The 23,553-nt window shown below is 38.5% G+C and carries 14 protein-coding genes; 6 read left to right on the top strand and 8 right to left on the bottom strand.

The features are described from left to right. Positions 1 to 63: 63 nt before the first annotated feature. The 6 genes from OLM61_RS14545 to OLM61_RS14570 all read left to right on the top strand — a co-directional run bounded on the left by OLM61_RS14545 (position 64) and on the right by OLM61_RS14570 (position 5,891). Positions 64 to 2,166 carry a LysM peptidoglycan-binding domain-containing protein gene (locus OLM61_RS14545; protein WP_264523359.1) on the top strand — a complete coding sequence of 701 codons (2,103 nt, stop codon included), beginning with the start codon at positions 64 to 66 and terminating at the stop codon, positions 2,164 to 2,166. Beyond that, positions 2,166 to 2,567, top strand: a complete 402-nt coding sequence (locus OLM61_RS14550; protein ID WP_264523360.1) for an OsmC family protein — start codon at positions 2,166 to 2,168, stop codon at positions 2,565 to 2,567. The genes OLM61_RS14545 and OLM61_RS14550 overlap by 1 nt, the downstream gene beginning before the upstream one ends. Before the next feature lie 252 nt (positions 2,568 to 2,819). Continuing rightward, the gene (locus OLM61_RS14555; RefSeq protein WP_264523361.1) at positions 2,820 to 3,566 is read left to right on the top strand and encodes a hypothetical protein; all 747 of its coding nucleotides are present in this window, start codon (positions 2,820 to 2,822) and stop codon (positions 3,564 to 3,566) included. Between the two features lie 43 nt (positions 3,567 to 3,609). Next, on the top strand, positions 3,610 to 4,269 hold the full coding sequence (locus OLM61_RS14560) for a hypothetical protein (RefSeq protein WP_264523362.1): 660 nt from the start codon (positions 3,610 to 3,612) through the stop codon (positions 4,267 to 4,269). 20 nt (positions 4,270 to 4,289) lie between these two features. Beyond that, entirely contained in the window at positions 4,290 to 4,850 is a 561-nt protein-coding gene (locus tag OLM61_RS14565; protein WP_264523363.1) for a hypothetical protein, read from the top strand. 12 nt (positions 4,851 to 4,862) lie between these two features. After that, positions 4,863 to 5,891 (top strand): hypothetical protein, encoded by a 1,029-nt coding sequence (locus OLM61_RS14570; protein WP_264523364.1) that lies wholly within the window; start codon positions 4,863 to 4,865, stop codon positions 5,889 to 5,891. Positions 5,892 to 6,359: 468 nt separating this feature from the next. On the opposite strand, the gene OLM61_RS14575 is transcribed toward OLM61_RS14570, so the two are convergent. The 8 genes from OLM61_RS14575 to OLM61_RS14610 all read right to left on the bottom strand — a co-directional run bounded on the left by OLM61_RS14575 (position 6,360) and on the right by OLM61_RS14610 (position 23,349). After that, complete coding sequence (locus OLM61_RS14575; RefSeq protein ID WP_264523365.1) at positions 6,360 to 8,216, bottom strand: glycoside hydrolase family 35 protein; 1,857 nt, start codon at positions 8,214 to 8,216, stop codon at positions 6,360 to 6,362. Positions 8,217 to 8,302: 86 nt separating this feature from the next. Continuing rightward, entirely contained in the window at positions 8,303 to 9,658 is a 1,356-nt protein-coding gene (locus tag OLM61_RS14580) for a Gfo/Idh/MocA family protein (protein ID WP_264526387.1), read from the bottom strand. A 99-nt stretch (positions 9,659 to 9,757) separates the two neighbouring features. Further along, complete coding sequence (locus OLM61_RS14585) at positions 9,758 to 11,083, bottom strand: DUF3472 domain-containing protein (RefSeq protein WP_264523366.1); 1,326 nt, start codon at positions 11,081 to 11,083, stop codon at positions 9,758 to 9,760. Positions 11,084 to 11,183: 100 nt separating this feature from the next. Beyond that, positions 11,184 to 12,881, bottom strand: a complete 1,698-nt coding sequence (locus tag OLM61_RS14590; RefSeq protein ID WP_264523367.1) for a RagB/SusD family nutrient uptake outer membrane protein — start codon at positions 12,879 to 12,881, stop codon at positions 11,184 to 11,186. Between the two features lie 13 nt (positions 12,882 to 12,894). Further along, positions 12,895 to 15,975, bottom strand: a complete 3,081-nt coding sequence (locus OLM61_RS14595; RefSeq protein ID WP_264523368.1) for a SusC/RagA family TonB-linked outer membrane protein — start codon at positions 15,973 to 15,975, stop codon at positions 12,895 to 12,897. 827 nt (positions 15,976 to 16,802) lie between these two features. Further along, positions 16,803 to 17,129 carry a helix-turn-helix transcriptional regulator gene (locus OLM61_RS14600; RefSeq protein ID WP_264523369.1) on the bottom strand — a complete coding sequence of 109 codons (327 nt, stop codon included), beginning with the start codon at positions 17,127 to 17,129 and terminating at the stop codon, positions 16,803 to 16,805. Positions 17,130 to 17,772: 643 nt separating this feature from the next. Continuing rightward, on the bottom strand, positions 17,773 to 19,953 hold the full coding sequence (locus OLM61_RS14605; protein ID WP_264523370.1) for a M1 family metallopeptidase: 2,181 nt from the start codon (positions 19,951 to 19,953) through the stop codon (positions 17,773 to 17,775). A gap of 300 nt (positions 19,954 to 20,253) precedes the next feature. Next, positions 20,254 to 23,349 (bottom strand): DUF5107 domain-containing protein, encoded by a 3,096-nt coding sequence (locus OLM61_RS14610; RefSeq protein ID WP_264523371.1) that lies wholly within the window; start codon positions 23,347 to 23,349, stop codon positions 20,254 to 20,256. Between the last annotated feature and the right edge of the window lie 204 nt (positions 23,350 to 23,553).

Genomic DNA, 23,553 nt, shown 5'->3' on the forward strand with positions numbered 1-23,553 from the left:
TGCTTTAAAGAGAATTTTGTAACTTGTTATTGAAATTGAAATTAAATTGTTTTAAGCTTTATTATGAAATATTATTCAACATTATTGTCTCTGATTTTTTTTGCAACCAGTTCCGCATTTTCACAAGAAAAAGTGGTGAAGTATACGGTTTCAGGCGGAGAAACTATTAATCAGATTGCCGTAAAATTTAAGGTTACGCCTTATGATATTTATTCACTAAATCCGGATGCCAGAAATGGTGTTAAACCGAATACGGTTTTATTGATTCCAACCTCCGGTACGAAAGCGGCGGTTAAAACTGAGGTTGCTGCAGCCAAGAGCTCCAACCCGGGAAAAACGACTACGCATGAAGTACAGCCCAAAGAGACTTTGTTTGGCATTGAGAAAAAATATAATGTTTCGGATGAAGCTTTAAAAGCAGCCAATCCATTTTTGGTAAAAGACGGTTTGCAAATTGGGCAGACTCTTACGATACCGTCAAAAGGAAGTGCGGTAAAAGCAGCAGCTTTGACTCCTGCCAAAACGAAATCGGCAGCTCCTGAAAAATACGTTTATCATGATGTGGTGGCCAAAGAAACTAAGTTTTCGATCGCAAAACAATTCGGAATGACCATTGAAGAATTGGAAAAACGCAATCCTGAGATTGTTTCCAATTTACCGGTTGGGTATCGTTTGACGATAAAAGGAACGGCTCCTAAAACGGAGGTTTCGGCTCAACCTGCGGCTCATGTGGCTAAACCGGCAGAAGTTAAAAAAGCGGCAGAACCTGTGAAAAAAGCAGTTTCTTATATGGACTATCAGGTAAAGCCAAAAGAAACTTTTTATAGTTTAACACACACTTTTCATATTACTCAGGAAGAATTAACGGCTTTGAATCCGGCACTTTCGGAAGGAGTTAAAGAAGGAATGGTCTTAAAAGTTCCGGCAGGATATTTAGCGCCAACACCTATTGTTGTACAGGAAAAGCAGGAACAGCCACAGCAAACGATTGAAAAAGCAGTCGAAAATAAAAGCACAGGCGGGATACAAATTATAGACAAAGTAAAATCGGAAACCGTTTCTGTAAATCCTGAAGTGGTTGAACTGACTAAAAAACGTGGACAAACAGAGCGTCAAAAACTGGTTTTATTGTTGCCGTTTAATTTGGCTAAAATGCAAAACGACACCACCAGTTCGGCTACCAGAATTAAAAATGATAAATTCCTCAACATGACTCTTGATTTTTATTCGGGAGCGTTGATGGCAATCGATTCTGCGAGAACTCTAAAATTACCAATAGATGTTGCCATTTATGATTCTCAGGAAACCAAAAACAGTTCCAATGTTTCGGGTTTAATAGCGCAAAACAAATTACAGGATGCCAATGCTGTAGTGGGACCTTTTTATCAGAGTAATGCCGAATCTACGGCCAATACCTTGCGTTTGTATAATATTCCGGTGATTTCGCCATTGTCAAAAGATAAAGCCAACCCGATCGATAATTTGTATCAGACCATTCCGTCAAACGATATGGTTAGAAATGCTATGTTTGAGTACATGCGCGGCAAAAATGGAAACATCGTTGCGGTGGTCGATAAAAAGAAAGAATCTGTTATCAGTTACATCAAGCAAAACCAAAAAGGAGTTGTGTTTGCCAGTCTGACAGAAACCGGAGCTTTGGACGTGGCCAATTTAAAAAGCTTATTATTGCCAAACCGAGTGAACTATGTGGTAATGGAAACCGCCAATACTGCCATGGTTAGAACCACTATAAAAGCGTTGTTGGATGCTCAAAAAACCTGTCAGGTACAATTGGTTGTTTTAGAGCCAAACAGTACGCTGGACTCAGATGAAATTAGTTTTGACAGTTTGATAAAACTAAAATTGATGTATCCGTCTGTTACGCGTGACAGCGACGAACCGTCGGTTTTGATTTTTGAGAAAGAGTATCGATTGAAGAATAAAGTAAATCCAAATACCTACGCTACCAGAGGGTTTGACGTTACTTTTGATACCATGATGCGTTTGGTTCAGGGAAAAACCTATCAGGAAACAGCCGATTTAATGACAACCGAACAAGTTGACAATAAATTTCAATTTTATAAAAAAGAAGATGGAGGGCACGCCAACAAAGGGGTCTACATCTTATATTACGATAATGATTTAACTTTAAAAGTAGCAAATTAATGACATCAAAAGTAACCTATTTAGGCGATTTAAGAACAAAATCAATCCATGTGCAATCCGGAAGTGAAATCATTTCGGATGCACCGGTAGACAATAACGGAAAAGGAGAAGCTTTTTCTCCAACAGATACAGTTGCCAATGCTTTAGCCAGTTGTATGATGACGATTATGGGAATTAAAGCCCGTGATTTGAACGTCAATTTAATCGACTCCACTGCCGAGGTAACCAAAATAATGAATGCAGAACCAAGACGTATCGGAGCCATTGAAATTGTTTTTGAAATGAAAGGTGATGCCGATGAAAAAAGCAAAACGATTTTGGAACGTGCGGCAATGACCTGCCCTGTATTTTTAAGTTTAAACACTGAAATAGAAAAGAATATTACTTTTAACTGGAAGTAGTTTGAAGCGGTAAAACCGAAAGATATTTACACGTATTGCCCCCAAATAGTCAGACACTATTTGGGGGCTTTTTTTATGGAAAAAAGCGAACTGCAACTTCAAACCCAAATGCGTAAAGTTGATAGCTGATCAGTACTGCTAAACCATTTATGAACTATTGAGATACACATATATCAATGTAGCTGGCGCTTATTAATTTGACGGAATTTCAATCTGTTTTTTGCAGTACACTTGTATAAGATTTAGGTGAATTTGAAGAAATTACTTAATGCAAAATCAAACAAGATGTGTCGAAAATTACTATTTATTCCCATTTTACTACTGTTATGTAATCTCTCCTATAGTCAGGTAGGGATCGGAAATTCTAATCCCGATAATTCGGCAATGCTTGATATCGTTTCAGCAAATAGAGGGGTTCTTATTCCAAGAATTGCATTAGTGGGAAGCAAAGATTTAACTACCATTAAAAGCGGTAATGTGGAAAGTTTATTAGTCTACAACACCGCAACAGCTGCAGATATCACACCCGGATATTATTACTGGTCCAATAACAAATGGAACAGAATAGCGATCACAGGTGATAATTTGTCAGTAGCAGCCGAGAACGGTCTGACCATGTCTAACGGAAAACTACAATTAGGAGGTGCATTACAAATCCCCACTACACTCACAACCACAGCATCAAATACATTGGCCCTAAAGGGTTTGGAAACCGGAGATTTAAAAACCGACGAATTTGTAGTCGTAGATAAAACGAAAGGAACGCTGAAAAAAGTGGCAACAAATTCCTTTGTGCAGGAAAAACAGGAATTGTTTATCGCCAAAGACGGTCAGGCAGAGTTTACACCGGTATCGCCCATTTCGGATCCCGAAAAAGTAAACGTCTATCGGAATGGTATTAGAGTAGATTTTTCGATCGTAAAACCCGGAACTATAAAATTAGAGCCCAGTGCTGTTTGTTACCAAAACGATGAAGTACGAATTGTACTGATTTATTAATAGAAAACCTTAAACTTTAAATCAATAATTAAAACAGAAGAAAATGAGAACAAAATTATTTAAATGCGCGCTTTTTACGGTATTTATGCTTGGAATTAACGCCCTAAATGCACAATCGACTAAAGATGTAGCCAAAGGAACGAAAGCGATTAAAGTGGTGGATAATAAAGGTACCATAAGGTATTTTCAATCCAATAACGGTATTTCACAAATTGTAAATACAACTGGCGATGTTACCACCACCACCTGGCAATTAGGAGGACAGTTGACGGATAATACGTATATAGACGTTAACGGAAAAGCATTTGCTTTGGATGGTATTGCTTTAGAAACAGGTGCCGCATCTGCAAATGCCACGACAGGATCGATCCATGGCGGAACAGGTACAGGCTGGACTTTATTGGTAAGAGACGAAGCCACTGGGGCTACCAAAAAAATGGCAGCAGACAATTTAGTGAGCGGAATCAGAGTAGAGTATACACAAGTAGCCAATGCCGCCGCGAATGTAGATGTCGCTGTAGTGGGTTTACCAGCTTTGGCAGCCGGAACCACAGATGCTAAATTATTTGTTTTTAGAAACGGTATTAAATTAAGATCAGGGACAGATTTTGTGGCAACAGCAGCTAAAGTTACCATTACCTATAGCGCAGCCGACTTGCCAATGTATGCTGGTGATATTATTGAAGTTCAATACATTAGATAACTTTTTTATAAAATTTAAATATGTCTCTTAAATGCAATGTTTTGATGGTTTTTCTTGCAGTCGTCTGTAATTTAGGTTATGCGCAAACTGCCAAAGTAGTTGACAATAAGGGAACTTTGGTCACTATAGAGCAGGGAATAGGAAACCTTGCCGAACTCTATATTGGCAGCCCATCTACTTCGCAGACACTTGCGGGTGCCTTTTCAGACATTGTTTTTAGTGATTCGGGAATTGTTGATACTTCAGACTTCTCTGTAAATGGAACTTCTGTCACCATTAAAAAAAAGGGCCGTTATGAGATAACCTACAGAGTAAGTACAGATGCCAATAACAATGAAAGATCGGGAGGAGAATTTTACTTAGAGGTTGCGGGTACAGAATCACCGGGTACACGAGCTTATACCTATGCCAGAAATAGTGTTGTGGATAAAAACACCGTTTCGGTGACTAAAACAATAGTAACAACAACAGCCTCTACTGTAATTAAAGTAAAAGGGCGTACCTACGCTTCTACAGCTGCTGTTTTAGCTTTAACGATGGTCAATAACGGATCATCATTACTTGTAAAAAGAATCAAATAGATTGAAGAAAAAATGAAGATTAAAATTCTATTTTTAGTAATACTCATCAGTACCATTGCCCGTTCGCAAATTAGTACCACTTCGGCATTGGCTCCAACGATTACCAATGCCGGACTGGGCGATTTGTATCTCACTTCCGACACCAAACAATTGTATATTGGTTTGAGCAATGGAACCCTTTCTTTGATCGGAAATGAAAATGACTGGAGCTTAAATGGCAATTCAAATGCAACAGCCACCAGTTTATTAGGAACGACCAATGACATAAAAGTAGCTTTGGCTTCTAATAATACTTCTATTCTTGAATTGGGAAAACGCGGTACTTTGGGGTTAGTGGATTCAGGACGTCCAGAGGCCTCCAATGCAAATCAATACATGGCCTATCTGAAAGGCAACGGAGTCTCGGCTTTACAATTTGAAGCTTCCGTAGCTCCCAATTTTAAACCTATTATTTATACAACCACAGAGGGGAATTTTAGGATAAAAGGAGCTGCTGCCCCAGGTGTTGGCTTCAGTGATTTTTTTGAAATGGGATCTGCAGGCACCAATGATAATGGTTCTTTAGAATTTATTATCGGAGACGACGGTACCGAGCCTATTGTATTTAAAAATAGCAATTATGGTACTGGTGTTGGTGTTACAACTGAGATGATGCGCCTACAAGGGCAGGGATCTGGTACAACCAGTACCGTTAGAGTAGGTATAATGACCAATGGAGCAGTGGCCAATTCGGTTTTGCAGGTGGGCGGGTCGGTTTCTTTACCCATAAGAGCAGTAACCGCCAGTACCACTTTAACCGAGAACGATTACACCCTTATTCTAAAATCTGGAACTTATACGGGTACAGCGGTCACATTACCTGCAGCCAATACGTGTAAGGGAAGGAATTATATCATTAAGAATTTGTCAGGTATTGCTATAACCATATCGCCATTTATAGGAAGGGTAGGAAGTGGTAGTATTACTACTATAGCAAGAGAAAGAATTTATGGCTTGCAAAGCGATGGTACAGATTGGCAACAAATAAGTGATGATTATTAGGTTTTATGAGTACACAGTAATCTAACGCCTGATGGAATTGTTACGGATAAGAATCTCAAAATATTTTTCAGTTGAAGAACTGAAATAGAAAAGAAATTACTTTTAATAGGAGTAATTTAGTTAAGTGTTAAAACCGAAAGAGGCTGTCCGAAAAGTAAGGACAGCCTTTTTTTATAAATAATCTAGATTGAATTATAATCCAAAAGCAGTTTATTTGGTCGGCAAAAATTATACGTCTTAATTCAACGCTGATTTGACAGATTCGCTATCGCGAAGACACTGATAAAAACGGATTCTAAAAATTAAAAAACTTTTAAATGAGGAAAAAAATCTGTTTTTATTCGCGTTTTTACGAAGTAAATCTGTTTTATCCGCGTCGAACTAAAATAGAGGTTTTAAACAATAACATAATAAGAGGAAGTTCATACTTTTCGGACAGCCCCTTTTTTATGGGAAAAAGAGAAGTGTTTATTGTCCGTTTTCGGGTTTTAGTTCTTCTAAAATTGGCGTAAGGATTGTTTTGATGTCCTTTTGCATTTTTCCGTTTTTCTGTTCAAAGATCAGTATGGTGTTTTTGCCTTTTTTAAGCCAGCAACCCGGTACATACAGTGTTTGCTGTGGGCCAACACTCCAGTAACGCCCAATGTTGATTCCGTTTACAAAAACAATACCTTTGCCCCAGTCGCGCAGGTCCAGGAAGGTATCTCCGGTTTTACTCAAATTAAAAGTTCCCTGATACAAGGTAGGACGGTCGGTTTTTCCTGAGTTTTTGTAAGCCGTTAGATCCGGTTCCTGTGCCATTGGTAATTTATACATTTTCCAGTTTCCGGTAATGGTTTCGCCATTGATCAATACAGGACTGATAATGCCTTTGTTGTTGGCATTAATCTGAGACCCGTAATTGATACGTCCCATATTCTCTACCAAAATATCCAATGTCGCGTTAAAGGGAACTTCAATCTCGCAATCGTATTTTTTATAATAGCGGTTTAACTCGGCTACTTTTTTCCCGTTGACATACACCACAGCATAATCGCGTAATCCGTTTAGTTCCAGTTTTCCGCTAATAGGCTGGGTAAAACGTTTGCTGTACCAAACATAACCGTCTCCCTGATTGAGCTGTTCGAAGGTTAAAGGATTATCGGCAATTATAGGGGTAATTTTAGCTTTTAAATCGGCTAAATCAACAACTTTTGTTAAGGCTATATTCGGAATAGTGATGACAGGCATTTTTGCCGGAACAGCCGGAGTTTCATTTGTTTTGAGCAGCGCTCTTAACGCATTGTATTTTGGAGTTGCCCAACCCGCTTCGCTAATTGGAGCATCGTAATCATAAGAAGTCATGTCGGGCTGAATGTCATGTTCCTTGTCATAATTGGCTCCCGAAGTAAAGCCAAAGTTAGTTCCTCCATGCACCATATAGTAGTTGAATGAAACCTGATTGTCCAAATATTTTTGAGTTTGGCTTACGGTTTCCTCGGGAGTTTGTGTTGGGAAAGGTTCTGCCCAATGATCGAGCCAGCCCGGATAAAATTCGGCCACCATATACGGTCCCTGTCCATTATTGAACTGATTGACCACTTTTTTTAGTTTCGCAATATCACTTTCGCCATTTGCTGTTGGCAGCGCACCCGGCAAGGCTCCGCCTTCAAACAACCAGCTTCCGTCAGAAGTAAAAAACGGAACTTCGAAACCAATATCTTTTAGTTGCTGAAAAACGGCAGCACTGTATTTTTTATGCTCGTCAAGCGGAATGTCTTTGCGTTGTGCTACATACGACCCAAATTCATTCTCCCCCTGAACCATGATAATTGGGCCTCCTTTGGTGATTTGTAAATCTTTAACCTGATGGTACAGTTGGGTAAAATAGGCTTTAGTTGCGGCCAGATAGGCGGTGTTGTTTCCGCGAATGACCATATTGGGTACGTTTTGCAGGAACCACGGATAACCTCCAAATTCCCATTCGGCACACACATACGGGCCCGGGCGTAAAATGACGAATAAACCCTCTTCCTGAGCGGTTTTAATGTATTCGGCCAGGTTTTTATTTCCGGTTTTGAAGTCCCAGATTCCGGGAGCCGTTTCATGGTAGTTCCAAAATACATAGGTGGCCACGGCATTTAAACCCATTGCTTTCATCATCTTTAAGCGATGACGCCAGTAGGGCTGAGGAATACGGGAGTAGTGCATTTCTCCCGAATGAATTTGTATGGGTTTTCCGTTGAGCAGGAAATTTCCATTGGCTATAGCAAAACTTTGTTTCTCCTGTGCCGATGCACCAAAGAAGACAAACAAAAACAACAATGTAAAATATATTTTTTTCATCTTTTTATTTTAATTAGTGTTGGCTATAATGAACAAGAGAGCACTATAAATCGCGCCCTCTTGTTTCTACTAACTAACCAATAAATTTATTCTGAAAACTCTAATTTTTTCAACTTGTTCCATCCGCCACGTGTAAAATCAGGAATTTCTACAGGAGCTGAACCGTTGTCAAGAGAAATCTCTGTTAAAGGCCCTAAACAAGACCACTCGGCTAAATCATAAACGTCCATGTCTAATGGAAGTCCTTTTTGCAGACAGTAAATCAAACGGTAATCCATTACGAAATCCATTCCACCGTGACCACCTACTTTTTTAGCCTGCTCTTCGATGTTCTTTACGATTGGGTGTTTGTATTTTTCCATTAATGCTTTTTTCACATCTGCCGGAACAAAAGAGTGTGCGCTTAATTTTTCGTGATTTGGTTTTACATCGTCACCAAGCTCTTTACCGTCTAAAGCATATCCTTCTAACGGATATTTGTTAGCAAAACCTTTAGTACCGCTTAATTGGTACATTCTGCTGTACGGACGAGGAGAAGTAACATCGTGCTGGATCTGGATTGTTTTTCCGTTTTCAGTACGAATCATAGTCATGGTGTGGTCACCATTTCTAAAATCTTTGATTTCTTTTCCGGATTTTTCTTTGATGTATGCCGGATTTCCAACTGCTTTAGTATCCATAGAAACTAAGAAGTTCATTTTATCTCCACGGTGAATGTTCAAAGCCTGACAAGCCGGCCCCATACCATGTGTCGCATAAATGTCGCCACGGTGTTTGATGTTGTAATCCATTCTCCAGTTGTTCCAGTATTCTCCCCAGAAAGGCTGAAGTCCGTGAATGTAAGATCCTTCTGCGTGAAGAATTTCTCCAAATAAACCTTGCTGCGCCATGTTTAATGTCGTAAGTTCGAAGAAATCGTACACACAGTTTTCAAGCTGCATACAGTGTTTACGGGTTTTCTCAGAAGTATCAATAAGTTGCCAGATTTCTTCCATTGTCATTGCTCCGGGAACTTCTATGGCTACGTGTTTACCGTCTTTCATTGCCTGTACACCAATAATCGCGTGATGTTTCCAGTCGGTAGCAACATATACTAAATCAACATTTGGTAAAGCGGTCACTTTTCTCCAGGCATTTTCGTCACCGTAAAATTCCTGCGCTTTAGGAAATCCTGCTTTGGTTAAAGTTTCGTTTGCTTTAGAAGTGTTTTCCTGTGTCATATCGCACAAAGCGACAATTTCTACACCCGGAATATGTGTCATACGCTCTACTGCTCCAGGGCCACGCATTCCGAGACCTATAAAGGCAACACGAACGGTAGGTATTGGTGTTGTTGCCAAACGTAAAACGTCGGTTTGACCTTTTGCACGAGCTGGTGTTTTGGTTTTAATCATTTGTGCCGATGCGTTTGTTCCTCCAAACAGAATACAGGCGGCTAACATGAATTTTAAAATGCTAGTTTTCATAATAGTTTAATTTGATTTGAAATGATTGATAATCTAAAATCCGATTATCAGGGATTATTGTTTTGTGAGTATTTTTTAAGGTAATGTGCTGAAATTGATTTCGGGTTTTTTATTGGTTAAAGCTTTTGTAAAAATAGTTTTTGGCGTGGTATAATCATTAAAAAAACCTCCATTTTTTAGATAGAAGAAACCATTTTCGGTACCTCCGGCAAAATCCATTCTGTATTCTTTTGCACCGGTATTGTCGTTGGTGAATCGTGCCGAACCGATTTCAGACCAATTGCCTTTATCATCACAAACCCATTGGTTGTTGAAAAGCACTTTACGGGACAGATCGCCCTGTTCGGGAATAAAGTTTTCCAGAAAAGAATGGAATCTCTTTAAATAGGTGTTGGTTTCCGGACGGTTAAAGCTGGCAATTAACAGCCATTTATTCAATTCCGGAGCATAAAAATAAGCGGTATAAGTGGTGGTGTTATTACCCGCTGGGAATCCGCGAAGTAAAAACTTGTAGGTGTTTCCGGCTTTCCAGTTGTATTTCAGATAGCTTTGCCCTCCCGAACCTTCATTTCCGAATTCGCCAGTGTGTACATTTTCTCCTTTTTTCAGCAGTTTAATTTTGTGCGTTTCGGGAATGCTGGCAGGATCATCGGTCGTAAACGGACTCCATACCGAAAATAAAATTCTTCTTTCGGTGGCTGAGTTGACCTGAATTCCAAAGTAGCCTTCTCCAAAACCATTTGCCATAAAGTAAGATCCAATTTTGTCCTCGTTTTGAGGAACGGTAATTTCGTTGTAGTACCACTCGGTGTTGGTGTTTTCAGGTACCTGATAGTTTAAATGAACAGAAGGTCCACGGCGTCCCCAGTGGTAAAAAGCTCCTTCGTTGTTAGGCACATAAGAGATTTTGCCATCAAAATCAGCACTTGCAATCGTTAAACGACTAATAGACGGGAAACGATCGCCGGTTTTACTGATTCCTTTTATTCTGACCGCAATGTATCCTTCTTTTTTAAGGTTCCAGGTTCCTGCTATAACAGCCTTTTTTGAAGTGGTGAAATTTACTTTTTTGGATTCGTTATCGATTGAGAATTCTAATTCCGATTTTCCATACACCTGAACAGATTCTTCTACTGTAATTTGAAATGTTCCGGGTTTAGAAATTCTGAAATAAGCGGTGAAAAACTCACCAGAGTCGGTCCAGTTCTCTATACCGTTGTCAGTAATCGTATTACTTCCGTCTAAGTGTTTGGAACTATATGCATTTCCTCCAAGGGGCAGGGAAATGGTTGTTTTTGGGTTTTCTATGGTTTCACTTATCGGCGATGCATCATCATTGCTGCCAGCGCAGGAAGTGGAGACCAGAAAAGAAGCAAAAAACAAGTACAGTATATTTTTCATTTTTTGAGATTAAGCGATGATACTTTAAGAGGGGATTTTTGAAATACCTCTCTAATCGATCCAATTAGAGAGGCTTCAAAACAAACAATAAAATAAAAAACTATGGGTTTTGTGTTAAAGTCCCAGGGTAAGCATTAATTTCAGATTGCGGGATGTATTGTACCACACGTAAACTCGTAGCCGGAACGTCATTCATTGGTAAATGAGGACCAGGGTAACGGCGTGTCATCGTTTGACCGTTTCTGTAAACGTCGTAACCACGATGTGCTTCAAAAGCCAATTCTAACTGACGCTCTTCATCGATACGCTGTACAGCGTTTGTGCTGTTTAAAGAAGCATAACCTCCGCCAACAATTGATCTTTCACGAATGATGTTCAGGTTGGTCAAAGCATTGGTATAATCTCCTTTTTTAGCATAAGCTTCGGCCATGTTCAGGTACATTTCGGCTAATCTCGAGATGATAGGCGAGTGCAGGTGTGAATCATTATTTTGTAAAGAACATTTTGTGATGTAAAACATTGGATATACACGGTTTAAAAGCATCATATAATCTTTCTCTCCCGTATAGGTTTTGCCTTGGTATACAATCGAGTATTGGTTATCGGCAGCGTTTACCGCAGTAAGGTTGTAATCTGTAGTTCCAATGGTAATAAAGTACGATCCATCAGCTTTTGTTTTTAAAGGCTGCTGCACATAATTGTATCCGGTTTGTGTACCGGCAGTATTGAAAACATCCACTACAAAACGGAAAGCTTCTGTTTTATTTCCACTCGCATCTTTGGTATATTGCGGATCAATAAAAGCCCAACGAGCATCTTTTTTCAATCCGGATTTTCTCAATAAGTCAAGGTATTCTCCACTAGCATACATTTCTCCCCATCCTTGTCCCTGAATATTGGCATACATTCCTCCAATACCATAGTAGTGATCAAATCCGGAATATTCTGAAGCAACTCTTTTTATAGCAAAAATAGTTTCTGTTTGTTCAGCAGAATCCGGCGCATAAGTGTTGTATTTCATAAAGTTCGCACGGCTTAATAAGCTGTATCTTCCGCTAATGATTACTTTTTTGGCATAATCAATAGAAAGTGTTGCATACTCCTGATTTGGCGTTTCATAGGTACCACTCATGTACAAATACACTCTTGAAAGCATGGCCTGAGCCGCTTCTTTGGTTGCATAAGTAGCTGCTTTTCCTACGCTCATCAGAGCTTCTGCTTTTTTCAAATCATTTACAGCCTGTTCGTAAGTTGCTTTTACAGTAGAACGGTCCGGAAGTCTCAGGTTAGCAATATCGGCCGGCAAACCGTTTACAAGCGGTACACCTAAATTGGTTTCAGGCGACTGCGCATAAGGTCTTCCGTAAGTACGGCACAGGTAAAAATAAATCATACCTCTTAAATAGTAAGCTTCTCCTAATTGTTGGTCAACAGCCGGGCTTTCTCCTTCAGGGATGATTTTGATCAAATCACTTGACTGTGAAACGATTTTATAACCGTTGTTCCAAAAAGTAGACAATCGGCCATTATCCGGAATGTGCTGATAGGAAATAAAAGAGTAAAACGAGTCCGTAGAAGTTCCTCTAATCATGATGTTGTCTCCCGGATATTCTCCTACGCGGTGCATGACATCCGACCAGCCTTTTAATTGTGCGTAACATCCGTTAAGTAAAACTTCGATTGAAGCTTCTTTATCCTGTTGTATTTTGTCTTGTGTATATGATCCAAATGGCTCTCTGTCTAACTCACATGAGGACAGTAAACTAATTGCGATACCTAATATTAATATCTTTTTCATGTTTTGTTTCTTTTTAAAGTGTTAGATTAAGTCCAAGAGTTATTCTTCTGGTTTGCGGATATACTTGTGTAGCCACTCCAGAAATTACGTATTGTCCGGTTGCACTGTTGTAATTTGGTGATAACTCAGGATTTACACCTGAAAAGTGTGAGATGGTAAATAAGTTTTCTCCTGCTACAAATAATCTTAAATTGGCGATGCTTATGTTTTTAAGCGGTAGGTTGTAACCGAAAGAAAGACTTCTCATTTTTAAGTAGGTACCTGTTTCAAGATAACGGGAAGAAGCTTTATTAGATTGGCTGGTATTGTCATAGATAGCCTGCGGATGTGTTGCAATATCACCCGGTTTTTCCCAACGGCTCCATCCACTGTGCAGGTTCATTTGATTTCTGTCAGTATAAGCACCATCTGAATCAAACTCTGAACGGGCATAGTTGTAAATTTGTCCTCCAACAGAGTAGCTGAAAACAGCTGCAAAATCAAAGTTTCTATAGTTTAAACTGGTAGAGAATCCTCCAAAGAAGTCCGGAGTATAAGTTCCGATTGTTTTTCTGTTTTTTGAAGCATCCGCATAATCATTTGTTTTTACACGTTCTCCCGAAGCATTAGTCGTAAACCATTGTGGTTTTCCGTTTGTAGGGTCAACACCAGCCCATTCTGTTAAGTACCAGCTGTCTACATCAGTACCCGGTTTTAGCAATTTTGAAGCAGATCCTGCAGCACCACTACCGTCTCCTACAATAATTTCCTGACGATCTCCGTAAAGTGCCGTTACTTTGTTTTTGTTTACGCCTATGTTAGCATCAAATGACCATCTTAGGTTTTCGGTTTTAATGATATCTACATTGATAGAAGTTTCAAAACCTCTATTGTTTACAGCTCCAACGTTTCTCCAGATACCCGTTACACCAATAACTCCCGGAAGCGGTACATAATACAATAAGTCGGATGTGTTTTTATTATAGTAATCAAATGTAATGTTTACTCTGTCGAAAATTCTCAAGTCTAAACCTACACCAGTAGTAAATGTTTTCTCCCAGCTTAAATCAGGATTCGCTAATTGCGAAATAAGAGCTCCCGGATTCTCGTCGTAACTTTGTGAGAAAGAATACAATGGCAGGTGTCCGTATAAACTGTTTGGACGATTTCCTACTGAACCATAACTGGCTCTTAGTTTTAAGTTGTTGATCCAGTTTACTTTAAAGAAAGCTTCATTGTGAACATTCCATCCACCACTGATGGAGAAGAAGTTACCATATTGTGCATTTTTTCCAAAGTTAGAGGCTCCGTCACGACGGAAAGAGAATTGCGCTAAATACCTGTTGTCATAAGAATAGTTAACGTTTGACAGTAAAGATTGTACTGCCCACTCGGATCTGTTTCCTTCTACTTTTTCAGGTTTTGCAGCCGGATCTGTTACAATGATTCCCGGAGGCAATCCTGTAGCAGTAGCGTTACTGTATTTTGAACTGTATTCGTTCCACTCATAACCGGCAATCGCATTGATGTCGTGTTTGTCAATTTTGGTGTTGAATTTTAATAACTGGTTGGTATAAATTCTGTTAAAAGTACTGAAGTTGTCTGTAATTCTACCTTTCACCGCTAATCCTGATGAAGATCTCGGATCAGAATAAGACGTTGAATTGGCATTACCAAAAATATAGTTGTTTACCGATGCAAAAGTCAGCCATTTGGTTAATTTAACATCGAAGTCAAGATTTGAACGTACATTGTAATCTTGAGATTCAGAAAAATTCCATTGCAAATCATACAGGTAGTTTGATCCGGTGGTGTTTACCCAGGTTGGGTTTGGTGCATTTCCTACCAATGTTCCATCAGGCAAATAAGGGCTGTCCCATGGAAGATTACGGTAGATGTCTCCAACAGAATGCTGTTTGTCGTAAGTTGTTTCTTTTGTTAAGTTTATTTGTGGTCTTATGGTCAACCAGGTATTTGGTTTGTATTCAAATTTCATCAAACCGTTGTATCTTTTGTAATCGTAGCCAATGATAGCACCTGTTTCATCATAAACTCCTAAGGAAACATAACTTTTAAAGTTATCACCACCACCACTGATTGACAGGTTGTAATCCTGAGCAATACCGGTTTGAGTAGCATTTTTCCACCAATCGTAGTTTTTGTTTCTTAATTCAGGAGTCCACCATGAAGCATTTTGAAAAATTTGTTTGTTTGGGAAAGAATCATATAAGTCATACAATTCAGATCCGTTCATGATTTTAAAATTCCCTGAATTTATAGTAGCCAAAGCTGTTTTTGCAGAGAAGTTTATGGTTGCCTTACCTGCTTTACCGCTTTTTGTCGTTACTACAACTACTCCATTGGCACCTTGCGAACCATAAACTGCCGTAGAAGCTGCATCTTTAAGAACGGTTAAAGTTTCGATATCAGAAGGGTTCATCGTTGGAGAACTGTTTCCAACTATAACACCGTCTACTACCCAAAGAGGGTCGGTGCTTCCGTTTACGGTACTTCTACCTCTGATAACTACTTTTGACGGAGCTCCGGGCTGACCACCACTTGTACTTACAAAAACTCCGGTTGCTTTTCCAGCCAGTAAGTTTTCGACATTAGAAGTGGTAACATCCAATAATTTTTTATTGTCTAAAGTTTGCAGAGATCCGGTTAAGCTCTCTTTTTTTACTTTGCTGTATCCTACCACAACAACTTCATCCATTTGTTGTCCGGCTTCTTTCATGACTACTTTAACAGTACCATTCCCGGCAGGGATTTCCTGATCCTGCATTCCTAAGAAAGAAAATACTAAAATCGTATTGGCATTGGGTACTTCAATAGCAAAGCTTCCATCGATATCGGTCTGAACACCGGTCTTAGATCCTTTTATAATAACGTTTACACCAGGAATTGGAATTCCTTTATCGTCTACAACTTTACCTTTCACCATTTTTTGAAAGGCAAGTAAGCTGGTTTTGTTTAAGGAGATTTCTTTTGAGGGAGCTGCGGTCGTAATTTGAAAAGTCACGGACAACAATGAAAACAGTGTTGCCTTTATGCTTTTTTCAAGTACTGTCTGCAACCTTAAATTCTTAGGGTTTTTTGAGAGTGCATTTTTCATACTCTTGTTTTTGGGTTTGGTTAATGATTGTTTTTGTCAGGTTATTTTTTTGTCGTAATCGGTATTTAAAGTGTTCTTTTTTATGGCTTAAGAATCGAATAAAAGAGGCTTAAAACATAGGATTATTCCCACTCAGTGTTTTTATTACTTGACGAAACTATCGATTATATTTTTATTAACCAAGAAAAAACACAAAAAATGTGCTCGAACACACAAAATTTGTGTTCTCGAGCACATAAAATTGCGTAAAACGTTTTTTTTACACTAAAAAAGTAGTGTTTTGTTAAAATAAAATGACCAAAAAAGAATAGTTCGATATTTATATTGTCAAAATGTAAATATTCTATTTTTAAGTTATTAAAAAGAGTTGTGTTTAATTTTGTGAATTTCGTAATCACTACCCCTTTATGTTGCTAATAAAGTAAGTTTTCTACTGTTATTCTGTAAGGGCGTTCTTGGGGGGATTTTGTCTTTTGAGGATTAATTTCTGCGGAGAGCAGTTGTGTTTTTTGGGTAAAAAACGGCCTTTAGTTTACGGATAAAAAAGAGCCGGATAAAGAAGCGATTTTGAATGCGATTTTAGAAATTGAAAGGCTAATTTTTTCGAAGTCACAATTTCGAAAAACAGGAAGAAAAATGAATTCAATTTGGAGCGTAGAGGAGACGCTTTTATACCTTTTTTGTGAAATGATTTTTGATTGAATTAAAGCAGAAAAAAAAATTATCATTCCATTGACAAATTCGTTACCAGAGTGCCATTTGGTAAAAGATCAAGCTGAGGTTTAATAAGTAGCATTTATTGATAGATTTTTTTGCGTTAAAGAAATTCAAAGCTCATATTTTTTTAACTTTTCTTCAAGCTGTTTATTTTTCTGAGTCAGCATTTCTATATGTTCAATGATAAATTTTGGAATTACGAACGATTCGGCTTTCAATGAATCGTTTGTCTCAATCGTATTGAGATTATCAGATTCATAGACCTCTTCTTTTGCTACATCCAGACATTTTGCAATTTTAACCCACTCGATATTGGATATCTTTTTTAGCCCCTTTTCTCGTCGGGAATAATTAGACTGGGATATTCCTATTAAGTCTGCCAGTTCTTCTTGTGATAATCCTTTGTTTAATCTTGCTTGTAATAGTTTCTTTTTCATTGCCTACGGTATAATGTTTTGATTATAAGTGTATTTGTTTTTTTTTTGGATAAAAAACATAAATTACTTAAGGTACGAAAATACTTATAAAAAATATTATTTCGAAAAAAAAATGAAAATTTATTTGTATGGATTATTATTTGAAGGGACGTAAATTAAAAGAATATGCATAAAATAAATATAAACAATGAATAAGATTATTCTTGTTTATTGTTTGATTTTATCAAAATAAATACACTTATATTATTTAGAAAAACTTACAGAATCAATGAATCATCTGTTTGCCGATAAAAAAAGCTATTTTAATTGCAAGGAAAATGTTTTAGAAGGTGTTGAGCAATTCTCACTGGAAAAAATAGGTCATGAATGGTTAAATTATTTTAAAAATAACAATTTACAGTCTTTTTCTAAATTTTGAAGCATCATTAGTTTAGTAAAATTGTTGGGAAGAATGTAATTGTCCTATAAAAGATGTTCAATTAAAATTACCAAACATGAAAAAACGGATTTCTCCCATTAAACAAAAAAAGCCTCTCTAATTAGATCAGAGAGGCTATTGGAAACAAAAATTTTTAAGTACTAATTATAAAACCTTGTTCCTTTGTTGTTTTTAAATAACACTGGTATTAAACCAGCCAGCTGTTTATTTTTGATTGTTGAATCGTTTAAGCAATGGCGTGATATGATTTTTAGTGTCTTCGTCTAAGGCTGCTAAGGTTTTATCTGCTTCGTCCGGAGCAAACTTTGATAAACCAAAGATTCCGGCAGCAGCCACATTGTAAGATTGATTTTTAGCGCTTTCAATCATTAAATTCTTGTAAGTTGTATCTCCGGTTCCTGCAAGTTTTATAAGTGCTGTAGCTCTGGTATATGTCTTTTTATCGTTTTGGGCAATGTTCAGTAAGGCTTTAAGAGCAGCTTCTTTTATTTGACTGTCTCCCAGATCAATTCCTCTAATACTAAGCGTTCTTAAGTCTTCTTGCTGATCTTGAAGTCCTGCTAAAAGAATCAGCTGTGCTTCGTGACTTTTGTCTTTTGCTGCAAATTTTATCGCTTCAATCCGGTTATAGAAGGTAGGGACATTTTTGTACTGATATTGGTAATCGGATATTTTTTTATTGTCAATTACTTTACCTACCAGAATTTTGTCAGGATCCAGATCAATAAAATCAGGTTTTGAAGCAAGGTCAAAACTGAAATTTTGCTCTCTTTTTTCAATTAAAATATCTTTTCTGACTTTCGTTCCATTGGTATAAAAATCTACTTTTAGCGGAAGGGTAAAAGTTTGTACAGCGCTTTCCTGAACTTGTTTTACAGCAATTGTAGCTTTTCCATCGGCATAACCGTACTCGATATTCAGAATCGGATTCCCTCCCTGATAATACCACTGGTTAAAATACGGACTCCAGTCTTTTCCGGTTACTTCTTCCATTGCCAGACGCAATTGATGAGTTTCTCCTGTTTTGAAAGCATTCGTGGTCAGGTACTGGTTTAAAGATTTGAAAAACGCAGCATCACCCATTTGATTTTTTAAAGCATACAAGATGATTGAACCTTTAGAGTAGCTGATATTGTCGAACATGTCTTCTTTATTTCCATAATGAAAACGTGCCAATGGCGGACTAACTCCGTCTTTTGAAGAACGCAGACAGTTTTGTAATTTTTCATAACGAGAGCGGTCTTCGGCGTCCTGTCCTTCATCGTGGCCGTGCCAAAGTACTTCACCAAAAGTGGCAAAAGATTCGTTCATGGTTAAGTTCGACCAGGATTCAGCAGTAACATAATCTCCAAACCATTGGTGAAAAAGTTCGTGGGCAATGGTACTTTCCTGATTATCGTCTAACAATTCTCTTTCGGTTTTTTGTACGTGTTCACCGTGCAGTGTAGCCGAAGTGTTTTCCATGGCTCCCGAAACGTAGTCTCTGGCCACAACTTGAGCATATTTCCCCCAAGGATATTCAACGCCTAACATTTTGCCGTAAAACTTCATCATGTCCGGAGTTTTTCCAAAAATCTGTTTGGCGTATGGCGCGTATTTCGGCTCCAGGTAATAACTTACCTCATTTCCGTTATAAGAATCTTTGTAGATTTTAAAATCACCCACAGCCATCATAAACAAGTAAGGAGAATGTGGTAATTCCATTTTCCAGGTATCGGTACGGGTACCATTTTTATTGTCTTTCTGAGCGATTAGTTTTCCGTTGGATAGCGAAGTGTATTTGGCATCAACGGTCATGGCAATTTCAGAAGTTGTTTTCTGATTGGGTTTATCAATGGTTGGAAACCATGCCGATGAGGCTTCCGTTTCGCCCTGTGTCCAGATCTGAATTGGTTTGTTGTCTTTTCCGTCAGGGTTTATAAAATACAATCCTTTTGCATCGGTAATTGCGGCACTTCCTTTAACTTTTAACTCATCTGGTTTTGCCGTATAATCGATAAAAACGGTGTATTTTTCGGTGCTTTTATATTTTCTGTTTAAGGTTATAAGAAGCTGTTCGTTATCGTAAGTGTACTTTAACGGAATTGTTTTTTTACCATCAACAACAGCAATTGCTTTAAAATCCATTCCTTTGGCATCCAGTCTAAGCGAATCGGTTTCATAAAAGTGAGGCTTTAAAGTAAGCCATGCTTTTCCATAGAGATAACGTTTCCCATAATCAAAGGATACGTCGAGTTTGGTATGTACAAGGTCATTTACTTTTAAAGGGGTGACCTGATAAACGGATAACGGGTTTTTAGTCTGATCGCTATTTTGGGCCATTGCATTTTGACCTGCCACAAGGAAAAGACTGAAAAGAGAATACTTTAAAAAGTGTTTGTTCATTGTTTGGTTTTTAGAATGATTATTTTGATTGATTATTATTTATGATTGTCCTTAGTACGTACCAAGAATATTTTTTTGCCACTGATTTTGAAGATTCACACAGATTTTATACGCAATTATTAAAGCAATCTGTGGAAATCTTTCTAATCTGTGGCTAATGTTACCACCTTGGTATTAGCCACGGATAGCCCTATTATTGTTTTTAAACTTGAAATGGAGTTGATAACGTTTTAAATTGACATTTCAGGTGCTATAAAACTCGTATTTTTATTTTGAAAATACAATTTTCCCGAAAGTATTTTAAAGTTTCTCTATAATTCGGACTTCGCCATCTTTTTCATCTTCAGTTAAAATATTGGATTGTTTTTTAGTGTACGTTTCAAGAGACCATTGCACAATTTTATTGTCAGGATAGGATTGGGCCTGTTTTTGCAGCCAGTCCTGTGCTTTTGATGGGGAAGAAGTTTTCTCGATTGCCCAGGCCGAAATCAATTGATTGGCTGGCAGAAAATTCATAACGGTGTTGTCAACCTTTGGGGTAAATGCCGTAATTTTTTGCAAAGCCGTTTGCGCTTTTTCAGGATCACCCAGATTGGTATAACATTGATAATTCAGCCAGTTTTCCAGCCTTTCATCAATATCTTCGTCATAGGGTTTTCCCACTCCTAAATTTTCCGGCCATAATTTGGCGTCCGAAATAAATTGCAACGCTTTTTTAAATTGTTTGTTTTTCATTTCAGCCAGAGCCTGCATCAGTTTTGCCTCATGATACAACTGTCGTCCTGCTGTAGCGCCTTCAAACGGAAGGATTTCGAGCTGGGTTAAGAACGCATCGGCAGCAGTGTACTTTTTGTTCAGCAGCAATGTTTTGGCATACAACATTCCCATCACATAATTACTAGGATGTTTTTTATAGAAAGGAGCTGCGATGGCCAGGGCCTTATCAAATTGTTTTTGAGCAATGTAATATTCGGTTAAAAGCTTAGGATACCTCCAGCTCTGCTGATCCAGTTTGATGGCTTGCTGAAGACTGGATAAAACCAGTTGGTTGTCATTTTTAAACAGCGAAGCTTTGGCTCCATAAAAAGCCGGATCAGCAGGCAGGTTGGCACATTGTGTAAACAGCTCTTTAGCTTTTGAGGTATTATCGCGGTTCCATTCGATTAACGCCAAATGGTATTTCAACTGCCACTGAGGGTTGGTTTTGATGAGTTTTTCCAGAATTTCGGCTGTTTCTCCACGGAAAGGGAAACTATTGTCGGGTTGGAGTTTGCTTAAATCAACAGCTTTGTTTTCCAAATAAGCCTTCCAGTACTCCATTTCAGCATTGGGAAGGGCAAACGAAAGTACTTTTAAAGCTTCTTCTTTGCGGCCAATTTGCTGATACCAGATTCCCAATTCAAGATAAGTTTGCTGTGGCATTTCGTTTTGAATTAGAGCCATAAACTGTTTTTTGGAGGTATCAGAAGACTCCCAGAGGTATTTTTCAAAACCAACAAAATGGTTGAGCGGATCTGCGGTATTGATTTTATTCAGCATTTCGGCTGCCTTGTCTCTGTTGTTTTGCAGACGGTACAAGACTGCGAGTATCTGCATCGCTTCTAAATTACCCTGATTGTTCAGTAGGCTCTTTTCGGCATATTCAGTTGCTTTTGCAAAATCATTTTCAGTAAAGTATATTTTGCTTAAAGCGGTATAACCTGAACTTCTGAATTCAACACTAGCCGTAGCAAGATCAAAACCGTCTTTGGCATCCGTAGTATTGCCCAAATGCAGGTTGGCTAGTCCGTAATAATAATTGGCAGCGGGATGATAGGTGTCGATGGCTAAAGCTTTAGCGGCTGAATTGATTGCTTCACGGTATTGGAATTTACGAATTTGTAGAATCGCCAAATCAGCCAGAGCAGGAGCATAGTGAGGATCTTTTTGAAGGCAGGCGGTTAGTTTTTCTTCCGCTTTTACATAATCTTTAAAACTAATGTAATTTTTTCCCTGAAGGTACAATCCGTATACCGAGTTGTGGTCGAAATCTTTTGGAGTTTCCAACGGACGATTCAGATTACCCTCTTCCGGAGCCGAATTCCAAACCAGTTTAGTACCGCCAAGTGTGAGTTGAAGTTTATTTTCGTCAACTGCAATCTGAATTGAATCTTTGAAGGACTGCAAAGTGTTTACGGAAATATCTTTTGAGTAGATTTTTTTTCCATTGTCAAAGACTTCCAGTTTTTCGTTTAGTTTTTGAAGCGGGGAAAAATAGATTTTCAACCAGCCGTTTTCATTTTTCACGTTTACGGCGCCATAATTATTGGCTTTTACGAACCCTTTGATTTGTTTTACCGGAAACCAGTATTCTGTCCACAAATCGGTTTGATAAGGAGCGAAGGAGCGCTGTTTGAAAGGGGTTAAATTACTACCTTCACTTGCCTGATTGAAGAGCCTTCCGCTTTGAACTTCTACATATTGACCGTCGGTATCCGTTAGTAATTTTTCCCAGATCATTCCTTGCTGTGACAGTCCCCAAATCCATATTTTCTTGCCGGGTTTGTCATCGTGATTGCCATATCGGCCCATTCCAAAATCTTCATCATGGTAATAACCGCCAAAGAAATCGTCGTATTTGCCAAAGACATGATAGGATTTGTAACCGCCAAAATCGTTGTTTTTATAGTACGACAGGTCTTTGCCGTTTTCTTTGTCAATGGGCCACGAATTGTGCTCGCCATTATGTCCGATATAACTTTGCCCGGGGTAAATAAACTGCAAACTTTCAGAGGCTTTTATTCCGGTATTCATCCAGGTATAGTAAGGCTGCTCGGTTTCGGTTGAATTGAACCAGAAGGAATTTGTGGTAAAATAGGCTTTGTCTTTGGGTAAATTGATGTCTAGTTTCCACGACGTCCGCGTGAGCAGATCCAACACCCCAATCACACAGCTTACACTTCCGTCTGCACGGGTAATGGTGACATAATCAACAGGGGTAGCACAGTTAGGCGTGTGTCCGATGATGCCATAATTGCCCTCAACACCACCGCTTGTCCAGGGGCCGCGCATGGCGATATCCCTGAATTTGATCACATGATTGTTGTAAATAAAGTCTTTCCCGGTTGATTTCTCCACAGCCGACCATACTTTTCCGCCAATTTCAGGAAGAATCATGAGTTTGATATAATCATTTTCGAGCTCGATTACTTTCCATTCTTTTTGTATCGGTTTATTGGTAAAACCGTCAAAACGAAAATAGGGATACACTTTTGTATCCGGTTTCGGAATCGGATCAGGATCTGAAAAAGGGTAGGTGGTGAATACTTTTTTGTACTCTTTTATGGTGGGTTTATTTTGTGCATGGACAAACAGGCTTCCAAAAAGTAAAACGGATAGAAAAGATTTAATTTTCATGTGGAGGGCTATTTATGGTTTATGGTTTGTTGTTTATTGTTTATTGTTTGTTGTTTGTTGTTTGTTGTTTGTTGTTTGTTGTTTGTTGTTTGTTGTTTGTTGTTTGTTGTTTGCGCAATCTTGTCATTTCGACCGAAGGGAGAAATCACATACGTGGAGCGACAACGATTGTCGACTTAGTTTGCGGAGTTTCTAGTGTGATTT

Source organism: Flavobacterium sp. N502536, assembly GCF_025947345.1.
In the GTDB taxonomy this organism is placed as follows: Bacteria; Bacteroidota; Bacteroidia; order Flavobacteriales; family Flavobacteriaceae; genus Flavobacterium.